11 protein-coding genes are annotated in these 16,636 nt (G+C 40.9%); all 11 read left to right on the top strand.

What is annotated here, in order from left to right; translation table 11 throughout:
* Window positions 1–9: 9 nt before the first annotated feature.
* The 11 genes from MTQ00_RS22355 (at window position 10) to MTQ00_RS03150 (ending at window position 16,626) form a co-directional block, all read left to right on the top strand.
* Entirely contained in the window at window positions 10–342 is a 333-nt protein-coding gene (locus tag MTQ00_RS22355; RefSeq protein ID WP_273647695.1) for a hypothetical protein, read from the top strand.
* The gene (locus tag MTQ00_RS03105; protein WP_273651046.1) at window positions 252–1,934 is read left to right on the top strand and encodes an alpha/beta hydrolase-fold protein; all 1,683 of its coding nucleotides are present in this window, start codon (window positions 252–254) and stop codon (window positions 1,932–1,934) included. Before MTQ00_RS22355 ends, MTQ00_RS03105 begins: the two co-directional genes overlap by 91 nt.
* A 49-nt stretch (window positions 1,935–1,983) precedes the next feature.
* Window positions 1,984–4,431, top strand: a complete 2,448-nt coding sequence (locus MTQ00_RS03110) for a glycoside hydrolase family 31 protein (RefSeq protein ID WP_273647696.1) — start codon at window positions 1,984–1,986, stop codon at window positions 4,429–4,431.
* A 16-nt stretch (window positions 4,432–4,447) separates the two neighbouring features.
* A complete protein-coding gene (locus MTQ00_RS03115) occupies window positions 4,448–5,821 on the top strand; it encodes a glycoside hydrolase family 43 protein (protein ID WP_273647697.1) in 1,374 nt (457 codons plus the stop codon).
* Window positions 5,822–5,916: 95 nt separating this feature from the next.
* Entirely contained in the window at window positions 5,917–6,702 is a 786-nt protein-coding gene (locus MTQ00_RS03120) for an NPCBM/NEW2 domain-containing protein (protein ID WP_273647698.1), read from the top strand.
* A 38-nt stretch (window positions 6,703–6,740) separates the two neighbouring features.
* The gene (locus tag MTQ00_RS03125; RefSeq protein WP_273647699.1) at window positions 6,741–7,934 is read left to right on the top strand and encodes a glycoside hydrolase family 27 protein; all 1,194 of its coding nucleotides are present in this window, start codon (window positions 6,741–6,743) and stop codon (window positions 7,932–7,934) included.
* Window positions 7,935–7,947: 13 nt separating this feature from the next.
* Complete coding sequence (locus tag MTQ00_RS03130; RefSeq protein WP_273647700.1) at window positions 7,948–9,354, top strand: glycoside hydrolase family 43 protein; 1,407 nt, start codon at window positions 7,948–7,950, stop codon at window positions 9,352–9,354.
* A gap of 168 nt (window positions 9,355–9,522) precedes the next feature.
* Window positions 9,523–10,905: a glycoside hydrolase family 43 protein gene (locus MTQ00_RS03135; protein WP_273647701.1), complete on the top strand. Its 1,383-nt coding sequence runs from the start codon at window positions 9,523–9,525 to the stop codon at window positions 10,903–10,905.
* A complete protein-coding gene (locus MTQ00_RS03140; protein ID WP_273647702.1) occupies window positions 10,902–12,839 on the top strand; it encodes a glycoside hydrolase family 97 protein in 1,938 nt (645 codons plus the stop codon). Before MTQ00_RS03135 ends, MTQ00_RS03140 begins: the two co-directional genes overlap by 4 nt.
* 27 nt (window positions 12,840–12,866) lie before the next feature.
* Entirely contained in the window at window positions 12,867–14,087 is a 1,221-nt protein-coding gene (locus MTQ00_RS03145) for an SGNH/GDSL hydrolase family protein (protein WP_273647703.1), read from the top strand.
* Window positions 14,088–14,103: 16 nt separating this feature from the next.
* Entirely contained in the window at window positions 14,104–16,626 is a 2,523-nt protein-coding gene (locus MTQ00_RS03150; RefSeq protein ID WP_273647704.1) for a glycosyl hydrolase 115 family protein, read from the top strand.
* The last annotated feature ends 10 nt before the right edge of the window (window positions 16,627–16,636 follow it).

The raw sequence follows: 16,636 nt of genomic DNA on the forward strand, positions 1-16,636 counted from the left end.
ATAAAAATCATGAATAAATCAGTTATATGGGCTTTAGGACTTGTTTTGTCGGGAATGTTTGTTCCCGCACAAACTTTTGATCAGCAGGCGCCGCAGGGTTTCGATGTGGAAAATGCTGCTGTTTCCCACGGGAAAATTGACACGATTCAATACCAATCGAAAACCGTTGGAACAACAAGAAGAGCTTTGATTTATACACCGCCGGGATTCAAAAAAATGAAAAATATCCTGTTCTTTATCTTCTTCACGGAATTGGCGGGGATGAAAAAGAATGGTTCAATCAGGGAAAACCCAATATTATTCTGGACAATCTGTATGCACAGGGAAAACTGCAGCCGATGATTGTTGTACTTCCCAACGGCCGTGCGATGAAGGATGACAGGGCGACAGGAAATATAATGGCTCAGGATAAAGTGGAAGCTTTTGCAACTTTTGAAAAAGATTTGCTGACTGACCTGATTCCGTTTGTAGAAAAAAAATATCCGGTTAAAAAAGACCGTGAAAACCGTGCTTTGGCAGGATTGTCAATGGGAGGCGGACAGACACAGAATTTTGCTTTCGGAAACATTGATAAGTTTGCCTGGCTCGGCGCATTTTCTTCTGCACCCAATACAAAAGAACCCAATAAGCTTTTACCCAATCCACAGGATGCGTTAAAGCTGAAGCTGATCTTTATTTCCTGTGGTGATGCAGACGGGCTGATGCCTTTCAGCAAAAGAACGAGCGATTATCTGAGAAAAAATAAAATCCCTCATATCTTTTATATAGAACCGGGCGGCCATGATTTTAAGGTTTGGAAAAATGATTTATACATTTTTTCACAGCTGTTGTTTAAGCCTGTTGACAAAACTAAGTTTGAAGGATTTACCGTTTTGGGAACTCCTGCAGCAACCAATATAAGAAATGCCCAGTATCCTCAGATCCTTCCCGACGGAAGAGTGATGTTCAAAGTGAAGGCACCGGAAGCACAGAAAGTTCAGATCGATTTAGGAAAAAAATACGATCTGAAAAAAGATGCTGATGGCTTCTGGACAGGTACAACTGATCCGCAAAGCGGAAGCTTCCATTATTATTCCCTGCTGATTGATGGGGTTGCGGTTGCAGATCCGTCCAGCGAAACATTCTACGGAATGGGAAGGTATGCCAGTGGAATAGATATTCCTTTCGAAGGAGATGATTTCTATGCATTAAAAGACGTCCCTCATGGAGATATCCGTATTAAAAATTTCTATTCCAAAGTCACCAATTCCTGGAGAAGAATTTTTATTTACACGCCACCGGGTTACGACCAGAATCCTGCTGAATCTTATCCTGCACTGTATATTTTACATGGCGGCGGTGAAGATGAAAGCGGCTGGGCTAACCAGGGCAAGACCAATCTGATTCTGGACAATCTGATTGCAGAAGGAAAGGCAAAAAAAATGGTCATCATTATGCCGGACGCCAATATCGGACAAGGCGGAATCCGGAACTTTGGAGAGCGCAATCTTCAGATGTTTGAAAAAGAGCTGAAAGAATCCATCATTCCGTTTGCCGAATCTAATTACAGGATAAAAAAAGGTAAAGAAAACCGTGCGTTGGCAGGACTTTCCATGGGTGGAATTTATACGCTGTATGCCGGAATTCAGAACTCTGAGATGTTTTCCGGTTTGGGAGTTTTCAGTTCAGGATATATGCTACCGATGCTTCAGGATGTTGCCGATAAACAGTACAAATTTTTAAATGAAAATAAATCTGCTTTTTCATCCAACATCAGAAATTTCTGGATTTCAATGGGCGGAAAAGATGATATTGCTTATGAAAACGGTCAGAAAATGTTGAAAGAACTGGATAAAACCGGAATTAAATATACGTACACAGATTATCCGGGAGGCCACACATGGCCGGTTTGGAGAAATAGTCTGCATCAGTTTGCCCAGGTACTTTTTAAATAATGTTTTTAAGTCAAAGGCATAAAGAAAAGTAATTCAAATCTGAAATAAAATGGGCTTTACAAAGATAAACACCAAAACTTCTATCATTACGGTCATCATGTTTTCCGGAATGGTAAATGTCAGTGCACAGGCTTATCAGAAAACAGATTCAGGATTGAAGTTTTCTGCTGATCATATGAATGTTGAAGTGAAATTTTATGGAGAAAATACGATCAGGGTTATTAAATATCCCGCCGGAAAATCATTTGTCAAAAATAGTTTGTCGGTCATTAAACAGGAGCAGAAAATCAAATTCTCAGTTTCAGAAAAAAATAATGTTATTTCATTAAAAACAAATGACCTCCTGCTTTCTATTAATACTAAAAATGGAGTGATCACTTATACATTACCATCCGGAAAGGAGCTTTTGAAAGAAACCGCAAATGACTTCAAGCCATTCAATGATGCCGGAACGCAGACTTATTCTATAAGACAGGATTTTCAGCTTGAAAAAGACGAACCTATTTACGGTCTGGGAATTCTGCAAAATGAAAAAATGTCCCAGCGGAATACCGATGTAAAAATGATTCAGAATAATACCTGGGATTTTGTGCCTTTTTTCCAGTCTGTAAAAGGATATGGTGTTTTTTGGGATAACTATTCACCAACACAATTTACGGATACGCCTCAGAAAACATCCTTTTCATCAGAAGTGGGAGATGGTATAGATTATTATTTTATCTATGGTAAAAATGCCGATGGAGTCGTTGCCGGAATGCGTGACCTTACAGGAAATGTACCCATGCTTCCTTTATGGACATATGGCTACTGGCAAAGCAAAGAACGTTACAAAAGCCAGGATGAACTGACAGATGTGGTTAAAAAATACCGCGATCTGAAAGTCCCTTTAGACGGAATCATACAGGATTGGCAATACTGGGGAAACAATTATCAGTGGAACGCCATGGACTTTATCAGTCCCGATTTTCCGGATGCTAAAAAAATGATACAGGATATCCATGATATGAATGCCCATCTTTCGGTTTCCATCTGGTCGTCATTCGGGCCAATGACCAGGCAATACCATGAAATGGATTCAAAGGGAATGCTTTTCAACATCAGTACATGGCCTGAATCAGGCCGTGATGTCTGGCCTCCGGATATGAATTATCCTTCCGGTGTCCGTGTTTATGATGCGTACAACCCTGAAGCCAGAAATATATACTGGAAATACCTTAACAAAGGTATTTTCAGCCTGGGAGTGGATTCCTGGTGGATGGACTCAACAGAACCTGATCATCTCAGCCAAAAAGCGGAAGACCTGGATACTAAAACCTACCTTGGCTCATTCAGAAAAGTAAGAAACGCATATCCGCTGATGACAGTAGGTGGTGTTTACGACCATCAGCGTGAAACCACCAGTGATAAAAGGGTTTTTATTTTAACAAGATCAGCGTTTGCAGGCCAGCAGAGATATGCGGCCAATACCTGGTCCGGCGATGTCAATTCTTCCTGGGAAACATTGCGCAAACAGGTACCGGCAGGATTGAATTTCAGCCTTACCGGAAACCCGAATTTCAATTCCGATATCGGAGGTTTCTTTGCTGGTGTGTATAAAAGAAATGGAGGTTCAAAAAATCCAATGTTCCAGGAACTGTATGTCCGGTGGCTACAGTATGGAACCTTTACACCAATGATGCGCTCGCATGGAACCGATGTTGCGAGGGAAATTTATCAGTTTGGAAATAAAGGAGACATTGTGTATGATGCGATAGAAAAATTCATCAGACTGCGTTACAGTATGTTACCGTATATCTATTCTGTTTCCCATGATGTTTCAAAAAACGGATCAAGCTTTATGAGAGCCCTTTCCATGGACTTTCCTTCAGACAGAAAAACGTGGGATATGAATAACGAATATCTTTTTGGAAAATCAATGTTGGTGGCACCGGTTCTCAATGCCCAATATACCCCTGAAAAAGCAGTTAAAACTGACGAAAATGAAGGTTGGAATAAAACCGACAGCAATAAGGATAATTCAGTTACCAACATAGATTTTAGCCAAAATAAAACCGTTAAAGTTTATCTACCGGAAGGAACAGATTGGTTTGACTTCTGGACCAATGAAAAATACAGTGGAGGGAAAGAAATTCAGAAATCTGTTAATCTTCAGACGATTCCTTTGTATGTAAAAGCAGGAAGTATCATTCCGTTGGGGCCAGATGTACAATATGCCACTGAGAAAAAATGGGATAATCTTACGGTAAAAATCTATCCGGGAGCAGATGCAGATTTTATCTTATATGAAGATGAATTCGATAATTATAATTATGAAAAAGGTGCCTATACAGAAATACCTTTTCACTGGAACGAAAAATCAAAAATACTCACGATAGGTGAGCGGAAAGGTAAATACAAAGGAATGATTGAGACAAGGAGTTTTAACCTGATTCTTCCTGATGGCCAGCAGAAATCGGTGAATTATGCTGGGAAAAAGATAAATGTAAGTTTGAAATAATATTAAAGTATTGATTATGAAGTTTTTAATTTTAATAATGATTTTAGGGTTTTTTCAGATTTCCTTCGCTCAAAATCCGATTATCCAAACCAAGTATACTGCCGACCCGGCACCAATGGTTTATAAGGATACGGTTTATCTTTATACGAGCCATGATGAGGACGATGCTTTCGGATTCAAAATGAAAGACTGGTTGCTCTACACTTCCACAGATATGGTCAATTGGACAGATCACGGTGTAGTGGCTTCGCTCAAAGATTTTAAATGGGTAAATACCGACAACGGTGCCTGGGCACCACAGGTTGTCGAAAGAAATGGTAAATTCTATATGTATTGTCCAATGCCGAACAATATGGGGATTGGTGTTTTAGTGGCGGACAGTCCGTATGGTCCTTTCACCGATCCTATTGGTAAGCCTTTGATCAAAAATTCTCTGGATGACATCGATCCCACAGTTTTAATTGACGACGACGGGCAGGCTTATCTGTACTGGGGAAATCCCAATCTTTGGTATGCTAAACTGAATGAAGATATGATATCTCTTGCCGGACCAATCACCAAAGACCCTTCGTTTGCGAAGGTGAAAGACCAGCCAGATCCTTTCAAGTATCAGGAAGGACCTTGGGTTTGGAAAAAAAATAACCATTATTATATGGCTTACGCATCAAAATGTTGCCCGGAAGGGATTGGTTATGCCATGGCAAAATCACCTACAGGACCTTGGAATTATGGAGGTGTGATCATGGATGGTGACCAGAGATCCAGCGGAAATCATCCCGGTATTATAGATTTCAAAGGCAGATCTTATGTTTTCGGATTCAACCATATGCTTAGGATGCAGACCATGAGCAAGCATTACGAACGCCGGTCTGTCAGTGTCACAGAAATTACCTACAATGCAGATGGAACTATTCAGAAGCTTCCTTTCTGGACTGCGGATGGCGCAAAAAGAGTGGGTACTCTGAATCCTTATAAAAAAGTTGAAGCAGAAACTATGGCTTACAGCGAAGGCCTGAAAACAGAAATGGTCACAGAATGGGAACGCAATCAACCCTATAACAGAGGTAAAAAAATCACAGACCGTATCATCGTTACCTCAATTAACAATGGTGATTATATTAAAATCCAGGGAGTAGATTTTTCCAAAGGCGTAAAATCTTTAGATGTGAATGTTGCTTCTCTCTATGGAGGAAAAATAGAAGTACGTTCAGATGCTCTTAATGGGCCTATGCTTGGCGTTGTTAACGTTACAGGAAAAGGTGAGGGCGACTTATATAAAACCATTAATACACCTCTGAAAAGTGTAAGAGGAATCCACGATTTATATTTTGTTTTTAAGGGAGAAAAAGACCTTTTCTATTTCGATTGGTGGAAATTTAATGAAAATTAAAGCTGAATTCAGGAATATCAATAGGAATGGGCTTTAGCCAAAACTTAAGTCATTTGTTATGAGTTATAATTAATATATCAGTTACAATTTAAAAAATGTTCAGATTTAAACTCTTTATTTTCAGTTTTTTAATTGCCGGATACTGTTTAAATGCGCAGTCAACCGTTTGGTTAGACCAGTTGGATTTGAGCGTTGTAACACAGGGACACGGAAAACCCGGCATCAATACTTCAGTGGACGGAAAACCTATAACCATTGCCAGCGAAGTTTTCAAAAGAGGTTTCGGAACTCACGCTGAAAGTTTTTTGTTGATTAATTTAAATGGCAAAGCAAAAATCTTTACCGCAATGGTGGGAATGGATGATGAAATCAAAGGTCAAAATCCCGCTGCCGAATTTGAAATTTATGGCGACAACAAAAAACTTTGGTCTAGCGGGGTCATGAAATTAGGCGATAAAGCAAAGCCTGTTTCCGTTTCGCTGGAAGGTGTAAAACAATTAGAATTAGTCGTAACAGACGGCGGAAACGGACCTTATTATGATCACGCCGATTGGGCAGATGCTAAGTTTGAAACAGCAGGCGGTGCAAAATTGATAACATTTAACCCAATTTCATCAGTACCTTATATTTTGACGCCAAAACCTGCGGCAACTCCAAAAATTAATTCAGTAGGCGTTTACGGAGTTCGTCCTGGCTCACCTTTTTTGTTCAGGGTTGCGGCAACGGGTGACAGACCAATGACTTTTACGGCGAAAAACCTTCCGAAAGGTTTAACAATAGATTCACACACCGGAATCATCACTGGAAAAATAGATTCTAAAGGAAGTTATGAAGTGATTTTGAATGCTAAAAATGCGAAAGGTTCAGTTTCAAAAAATTAAAAATAGAATGTGGAGACAGGATCGCCCTTACACCTACAATGGGCTGGAATAGCTGGAACTGCTTCGGACATGAAGTTTCTGCCGATAAAGTGAAACGTGCAGCAGATGCCCTTATAAAGTCGGGGCTAATCAATCACGGATGGAATTATATCAATATAGATGATTCCTGGCAGTATAACAGAGATGGAAAAGACCCTTCATTCCAGGGAAAAATGCGTGATGAAAACGGTTATATCCTGACCAATTCCAAATTTCCTGATATGAAAGGCCTTGCAGACTACATGCATAACAATGGCTTGAAAATGGGAATTTATTCTTCCCCCGGTCCATGGACCTGTGGCGGATGTGCCGGAAGCTACGGTTACGAAAAACAGGATGCTGAAAGCTATACCAAATGGGGCGTTGATTACCTGAAATACGACTGGTGCAGTTATGGTGGAGTGATTGACGGGCTGCCGGATAATGATCCAAATAAAATTCCTTCTCTTGCTTTTCAGGGAGGCGGAGATTTGGATAAAGGCGTGAAACCATTCAGACTGATGGGAAGCCTTTTGAAGCAGCAGCCGAGAGACATTGTGTATAACCTCTGCCAATACGGAATGGGTGATGTGTGGAAGTGGGGTGATGAGGTCAATGCACAATCCTGGCGTACCACCAACGATATTACAGACACCTGGTCAAGCGTAAAGAATATTGCCCTTGCTCAGGACAAGGCAGCTCCTTTTGCGAAACCCGGAAACCGGAACGATCCGGATATGCTGGTTGTTGGCGTTGTCGGTTGGGGAAATCCACATCAGAGCCGGTTGAAGCCTGATGAACAGTATCTTCATATGAGTCTGTGGAGTATTTTTTCAGCCCCGTTGCTGATTGGCTGTGACCTTGAGAAACTGGATGATTTCACTTTAAACCTTCTGACGAATGATGAGGTTATTGCCGTCAATCAGGATACTTTGGGAAAACAGGGTGTTGGTTTGCAGACCATTGGTGAGCTCAGAATTTATGTCAAAGATTTGGAGGACGGAAGCAAAGCTGTGGCTTTTGCCAATTTCGGAAGAGAAAAAGTGACGCTACCCTATAAAGATTTCAAAAAATTAGGGATTTCAGGTGTTCAGACGGTTCGTGACCTTTGGAGACAGAAGGATATTGCAGAAATCAATACGGACAAAAAAGGTCTTTCATTGGACATTCCGGCACATGGTGTTGCCTATTATAAATTCATTTCACTCAAATAAATAAGATTAAGATATGAATCAACGAAACTTAAAATATATCACACTTTCTTTTCTGTTGGCAGGGATTGGTATTTCTGCGCAGAATCCGGTTATTCAGACCCATTTTACACCAGATCCTGCTCCCATGGTCTATAAGGGGAAAATGTATATTTATACAGGGGATGATCAGCCGGGATTTGATTTTTATACGATGACCAAATGGCGGGTGTATTCCACGGAAGATATGGTCAATTATACAGACCATGGTTCGCCTATTTCTTTAGAGTCTTTCAGCTGGGCACGGGACAGAGCCTGGGCAGCACAGTGTATTGAAAGAAACGGTAAATTCTACTGGTATATCTGTGTACAGACCGTTGACAACAATATGGCTATTGGGGTTGCGGTGTCTGACAGTCCTACCGGGCCTTTCAGAGATGCTTTGGGAAAACCTCTGATTTCAACCGGAACCTGGGATAATATTGACCCGACAGTTTTTATAGATGATGACGGACAGGCTTATCTGTATTGGGGAAACAGTAAATTATTTTATGTGAAGCTCAATAAAGATATGACTTCCTATCAGGGGAAAATCACAGAAATTCCACAATCGGTGGAAGCTTTCGGCGGGCTGAGACGTCCCGGGAAAAGTGATGAGGTTCTGCAAAAGCAGGAAAAATTTGATGATGTATATGTAGAAGGACCATGGCTTTACAAGCGAAACAATCAATATTATATGATGTATGCCGGAATGACCGGAAGAACAGAATGTTTATCTTATTCAACCAGCCCATCGCCAACCGGGCCGTGGAAATATCAGGGGAAAATAATGACCGACCAGCCTACTAACAGCTTTACCAACCATGGCGGAATTATCGATTTCAAAGGAAAGTCCTACCTGTTTTACCATACCGGACTATTGCCGGCCGGAGGAAGCTACGGACGCTCAACTGCTGTAGAAGAATTCAGATATAATGCTGACGGGACTATTCCGAAGATCACCATGACCAAAGAAGGTGTAGCTCCGGCTGGAACCTTAAATCCATATCAGAGAACCGAAGCCGAAACTATGGCATGGTCGGAAAAATGCAGCACTTCCGAAAACAGAAAAACCGGAGTGTATGTCTCCGATGCCAGAGCAGGAGGGTATATCAGGGTCCGTTCGGTAGATTTTGAAAAGGGAACTTCAGGATTTTCAGCTTCCGTTGCCGCAGGAATTGATGGCGGAATTCTGGAAGTTCATCTGGATGATGTTAAAGGGCCAAAAATAGCCGAGATTGAAATTCCGAGAACCGGTGGCTGGGAAGAGTTCAAAACCCTGACCTCAAAAATTTCAGAATCTGTTTCCGGTGTTCATGATGTATACTTTGTGTTCCAGGGGAAAAATATTACGGCAGGAAGAAAGTTATTTAATTTCGATTACTGGAGCTTTCAGAAAAAATAAGATAAAAATTTCCCTCCTTTGGAGGGGTGTCAAAAAATCGAAGATTTTTTGACGGGGTGGTTAAAATGGCTATAACAATATGAGAAACCAAATTTCGAAAACCTTAATAATTCAACCATTTAGCTCCTACAGGTGATAGCGGCCTTAGTGCTCAAATAAAAGTTAAATATGAAAAAAACAATAAAGGCAATACTTAATCTCTGTTTAACAGGATATTCGGGAATATTACTTTCTCAGAACCCTATTATTCAGACCAATTATACTGCAGACCCGGCACCAATGGTGTACAATGACAGGCTGTATGTGTACACGACACATGATGAGGATGATTCCACCTGGTTTACCATGAACGACTGGAAAGTGTATTCCACCAATGATATGGTCAACTGGACAGATCACGGAACAATTCTCTCGTATAAAGATTTCGACTGGGCAAAACGTGATGCCTGGGCCGCACAATGTGTAGAAAGAAACGGAAAGTTTTTTTTATACGTTCCGATGTGGTCTAAAACCAATAACAAAGGCGCTATAGGGGTTGCCGTTGGCGACAGTCCGTTTGGACCTTTTCATGATCCGCTGGGAAAACCTCTTGTTCAGAGCGAATGGGGAGATATTGATCCCACCGTTTTTGTGGATGATGACGGACAGGCTCATATGTATTGGGGAAATCCTAAATTAAAATACGTAAAGCTGAATGAAGATATGATCTCCTATTCCGGAAATATTACAGAAGTTCCGATGACCGAAGAATCATTTGGAATAAGGGACGGAAAGCCTAATCCGGAAAGACCCACAAAATACGAGGAAGGCCCGTGGCTGTACAAAAGGAAAAACCTGTATTATCTTTTCTGGCCGGGAGGTCCGCTTCCTGAATTCATAGGATATTCTACAGGTAAAACAGCACAGGGACCATGGAAATATGGAGGAATTGTAATGCCTACTGAAGGGAAATCATTCACCAATCATCCCGGTGTTATTGATTTCCGGGGGAAAACGTATTTCTTTTATCACAATGGGGCATTGCCAGGCGGAAGCGGTTTTACAAGATCGGTAAGTCTGGAAGAGCTTACATTCAATAAAGACGGTTCCATCTCACCATTTAAAATGACCAACGGAATTACAAAAGCTATCGCGACAGTTAATCCTTATTCATTCAATCAGGCAGAAATGATTGCCTGGTCGGAAAATGTAAAATCCTATCAGAATAAAGAGGCTGGTGTTTTCATCAAAGCAAAGAAAAATGGGGCTTATAGCAGTGTAAAGAATGTAGATTTCCGGAAAAAAGGAGCTGCTGCCTTCTCTGCAAGAGTAGGAACTACCCATAACAGTGACGTCACAATGACCGTTCATCTGGATGCTGTGAACGGCCCGGTTGCTGCAACGGTAAAGGTTCCGCTGACGGGTGGAGATGACCGCTGGGAAACCGTAAAAGTTCAGATGGCTGAAAAGATTACCGGCATTCATGATCTGTACTTTGTATTCAATGGAAAAGCCTCAACAGATATTATGTATTTCGATTACTGGACCTTTCTTGAAAATAATGAGTTATGAGAAAAAAAGTTTTATATATAGTATTCAGCCTGTTTCTGATCAGCAAAGGTTTTGCACAGGTAGCAGAGATTTCAAGTCCTGATGGACACCTGAAGCTTCAGGTTTTTTCGGAAGAGGGAAAAGCATCGTATAATGTTATCCTTCAGGGAAAAACAATGCTTGAAAAATCCCCGCTGGGCCTGGTAACCAATGAGTCCGATTTTTCAAAGGATCTGAAATTTATGGACAGCAAAAAGGATATTGTTTCTAAGAAATATACAAACGAAAAAATCAAAAAATCTGAGGTTCATTATAATACGAATACTTTAACCGTTAATTTCATCAATGCAGATCAGCATGAAATAGGCATTGAATTTCAGGTGAGCAACAACAATATTGCTTTCCGCTACAATATTCCACCGATGAAAGAGCGGCTGAGTGTTGTGATAAAGTCAGAATCCACAGGGTACAGATTTCCGTCACAGACGACTACTTTTCTTTCACCTATGATGAAGCCGATGACAGGATTTGCCCGCACAGCGCCAAGTTATGAAAGTGGTTATAAAGCTGATGCTGAGCTGGGAATACCATCCGATTACGGATACGTTTTCCCTGGTCTTTTCCATATCGGAAATGAAGGATGGGTATTACTTTCCGAGACTGGAGTGAACAGTACATATTGTGCTTCACACCTTGAAACCACAGCAGAAAAAAGCCTTTACAAAGTCGCTTATCCGAACATTTCTGAAAATAACGGCTTCGGAAGTACCGGAGCAGCTGTTTCTCTTCCCGGAAAAACACCATGGAGAACAATTACAGTGGGGAATTCTTTGAAACCTGTTGTGGAGACCACGATTCCTTTTGATGTGGTAGATCCGATGTATGAGCCGTCACAGGAATATCAGTTCGGAAAATCTACCTGGAGCTGGATTCTTTGGCAGGATAACAGTATGAACTATGATGATCAGGTGAAATTCATAGACCTTGCTGCTGCACTGAAATATCAGTTTATTCTTATGGATGCGCTTTGGGATAAAAACATAGGTAAAGACCGCATGAAAGAGCTTATTCAATATGCAAAATCTAAAAATGTCGGGGTATTACTCTGGTATAATTCCAACGGTGCTGCGAATGATGCACCAATGGGACCTAGAAACAAAATGAATTCATCCGTTGAACGGAAAAAAGAAATGAAATGGCTGAAAGAAGCGGGCGTAAAAGGACTGAAAGTCGATTTCTTCGGAGGAGATAAACAGGAAACCATGCGTCTTTACGAAGATATTCTGTCAGATGCCAATGATTACGGATTAACCATTATTTTCCATGGAGCCACTGTCCCGAGAGGTTGGGAAGTGATGTATCCGAATTATGCAGGAAGCGAAGCTGTTCTTGCTTCAGAAATGCTTTATTTCTCAGAAGATGTACGGAAACAGGAAGCTTTTTTTGCCACACTTCATCCTTTCATCAGAAATACAGTGGGCAGTATGGAATTTGGCGGGACTTTCCTCAATAAATATTTAACGAAATCCAACAGGGATAAAAATAAAAGACATACTACGGACGGCTTTCAGCTGGCTACGGCAGTCCTGTTTCAGAATCCCGTTCAGATGTTTGGCATCATGCCGAATAATCTGACCGATGCTCCGGAATTTCAGCTCAGCTTTATGAAAGAAGTTCCAACACTTTGGGATGAAACAGTTTTCATAGACGGCTATCCCGGGAAATATGCCGTGGTTGCGAGAAGACATGCAGATCAATGGTATGTGGCTGGTGTAAACGCTGAAAAACAATCCCGGAAACTGAAAATAAAGCTTCCGATGTTTGCAGGGAAAACAGTTAGATTCATTAATGATGATGCGCAGGGAAATTCGTCAGAAAAAGAACTAAAAGTAAATGCAAAAGGCGACTTTATGATTGAAATTCAGCCGAACGGAGGATTTGTAGTAAGAAATTAAAGATTGATAAACAAAAAACAGGGAAAAATGCACTTCAAAAACCTATACATCTTCATCATTTCGGGATTTTTGATTTCCTGCTCTTCCTCTCGAAGTTTGGAAAAAAAGTCTTCCAAAGACCAGTGGCTCACTACCTGGGCAACGGCTCCCCAATTGGTGGAACTCAAAAATCTGCCGCCGGAACCGGGGCTTTCGGGGAATACCCTGCGTCAGATTGTGCGTGTATCTGTGGGTGGGAAAAAATTGCGGTTACGTTTTTCCAATAGGTATTCTACAGACAGCCTTGCAGTAAAAACAGTTTCTATTGCCGTGCCATCCGATAGCAGCAATGTGGATGCAGCCACTATCAGGACATTAACGTTTGAGAATAAAAACAGTTTTAAAATTGCTCCCGGATCTGATATTTATTCCGATGAAGTGAACTTTAATCTCAAACCTAATTCGCTGCTGGCCATTACCATTTCCTATGGAAAAGTAACCCAATCTGTCACCGGACATCCGGGTTCAAGAACAACCTCTTTTATTGTTAAAGGTGAGCAGACCAATGCTGCGGTATTTAAAAATCCTGTAAAAACAGATCATTGGTATTCGCTTTTTAACATCGATGTAAAGACCGGTGAATCTTCGTATGCGGTGGCTATTATGGGGAATTCCATTACCGATGGAAGAGGATCGGGAACCAACAGACAGAATCGCTGGCCGGATATTTTTTCTCAGCGGTTACTGGCAAATCCTTCGACCAGGAATGTAAGTGTCCTTAATTTCGGGATTGGTGGGAATTGTGTAGTGCGTGGCGGTTTGGGTCCTACAGCAATAGACCGTTTCGATTATAACATTCTCAATCAGCAGGGCGTAAAATGGCTGATCATTCTGGAAGGAGTGAATGATCTGGGAGGAACAAGAGATCCTGATGAGGCTTACAAAATAACAGAAGAACTCATTGCCGCTTATCAGGTGATGATCGATAAGGCACATGCTAACGGAATCAAAGTGTACGGAGCAACGATTCTTCCTTTCGGAAAGTCATTCTACGACAAACCTTTTCGTATTGAGTCATGGAAAAAAGTGAACGACTGGATAAGAAACAGCGGGAAGTTTGATGCCGTCATCGATTTTGCCAAACACATGCAAAGTGAAAATCCGGAAGTCATCTTAAACGATATGCACGATCATGATTTTCTTCATCCCAATGAATCCGGCTACAGGAGAATGGGAGAATTTGTGGATATGAACTTATTTAAAAATTAAATCAAAAAGATATAGTATGAATTTTACAAAAAACATTTCGCTGTTTCTTATGTTGTTGTTTATATTTTTTGTAAAAGCAACCGAACCATTTATTTCTTTTGCTAAGACAGAAAATTCGGTGGTGTTGAAAGAGCGTAATTCAGGTTTGATGCTTTTTTCAGACAGTGATTCGGACAAAGGAATTCTGCGTGCTGTTGCGAACCTTCAATCCGATTTTCAAAAAGTAACCGGTGTTCAGCCTCATCTGGTTTCCCAAAACTCTGGTGTGAACGGAATGATCATCATTATTGGTGAAGCAGGTAAAAGCAAGACCATTGATAATTTAATTCGGCAAAAAAAGCTGGATGGAAAAGCATTAACAGGGAAAAGGGAAAAATATATCATTCAGAATGTCAGCAATCCTTTTCCGGGCGTTTCCGAAGCCATTGTGATTGCAGGTAGTGATAAAAGGGGAACAATTTATGGAATTTATGAAATGTCTAAGCAGATAGGTGTTTCACCATGGTATTATTGGGCAGATGTTCCGGTTGAGAAAAAAGAAAATGTATACTTTAAAAAAGGATTATATACTGATGGTGAGCCTGCTGTAGAGTATCGCGGTATTTTCCTTAACGATGAAGAACCTTCACTTGGAGGCTGGGCAAGAGCAACTTTTGGCGGAGTTAATTCTAAATTTTACGAAAAAGTTTTTGAACTGATTCTGCGTCTTAAAGGAAACTATATCTGGCCGGCAATGTGGGGGAAAGCATTCTATGACGACGATCATCTGAGCGGGCCGTTAGCAAATGAAATGGGTATTGTGATGGGAACTTCTCACCATGAGCCTATGGCTTTGGCACAAACCGACTGGCACAGGTATATCAAAAAAAATAACCTCCCGAATATCTGGGATTATGCTAAAAATGCAGAAGTTTTAAAGAAGTTCTGGAAATCCGGACTCGAAAGAAGCAAGAGCTGGGAAAAGCTTGTTACAGTAGGAATGCGTGGTGATGGTGATGAAGCGATGGGAGAGGGAACTAATATTTCCCTGCTCGAGAAAATTGTAAAAGATCAGCGTAAAATCATTGCTGATGTTACAGGTAAAAAAGCAGAGAAAACACCTCAGGTCTGGGCATTGTATAAAGAAGTTCAGGACTATTATGATAAAGGAATGCGGGTTCCGGATGATGTGATCCTGCTTTTCTGTGATGATAACTGGGGAAATGTAAGAAAGCTCCCTGATCTTTCAAAACCTTTGCATAAAGGAGGCTATGGAATCTATTACCATTTTGATTATGTAGGCGGCCCAAGAAACTCCAAATGGATTAACATCAGTCCCATCCAGAGAGTCTGGGAACAGATGAATCTTTCTTATGAACATAAAGTAGATAAGCTTTGGGTAGTGAATGTGGGAGATTTAAAACCTATGGAGTTTCCGATCAGTTTTTTCCTGGAAATGGCCTGGAATCCGAAGCAGTTTAATGCTAAAAATCTTTTGGAATATACTGAGAAGTGGGCTGCTCAGCAGTTTGGTGAAAAACATGCCGGGGAAATTGCCGGGATGATTAACATGTATTCCAAATACAACAGAAGAGTAACCCCTGAAACCCTTGACAGCAAAACATACAGCCTAGAGAATTACCATGAATTTGAAACGGTCTTAAATGATTACAGAGCATTGGCCGTAGACGCCTTACGGTTAAAAGAGCAGATTCCTGCAGAATATCAGGATGCGTATTATCAGTTGGTTTTGTACCCGATTGATGCATGCAGTAATTTATACGAAATGTACTATGCGGTGGCAAAAAACAGGGAACTGGCAGCGAAAAAAGATCCGGGAGCCAATTTCTACGCAGATAAAGTGAAGGCATGTTTTGAAAGAAACGCTTATCTGGATAATCAATACAATAATGTGATTGCCGAAGGAAAATGGAAGCATATGATGGATCAGATGAGGATAGGATATAAAAGCTGGGCAGACGGAAAAGAAAATATAATGCCTGAAGTGACCTATATTTCTGAAGCCGAGGTTCCCAAAGAAAAAATATTTCAGGAGAAAAACGGCTATGTTTCCATTGAGGCAGAAAATTTTGCAAGAATGAGCAATTCTGACCGAATCCATTGGGAAGTGATTCCTGATTTTGGAAAAACAAAGTCGGGAGTGACAACGTTTCCACAGAATGCCTATCCAAAAGCCGATGAAAATATCTGGCTGGAATATGATATCAATTTTGAATCAAAAGGGAAGTTTGAAGTCCAGTTACTATTAGCACCGACTTTAAATTTTAATCATAATAAAGGATTGCGTTACGAAATTTCTTTTGACAACGAAACTCCGCAAATTGTCAACTTCAATGGCCATTACAAAGGAGAATTGGGAAAATGGCAGTCAGAACATATCATTAAATCTGCTACAAATCATTCTGTTCAGCAGGAAGGAAAGCACATGTTACGTTTCAGAGTGCTGGAACCCGGCATTGTCCTTGAAAAGATACTGATCAACACCGGAGGATTAAAACCCTCTTACCTGGGCGCTCCCGAAAGCGAAATGCTTCACTGAGTGACCCAAT

The organism is Chryseobacterium sp. B21-037 (assembly GCF_028570785.1).
GTDB lineage: Bacteria > Bacteroidota > Bacteroidia > Flavobacteriales > Weeksellaceae > Chryseobacterium > Chryseobacterium proteolyticum.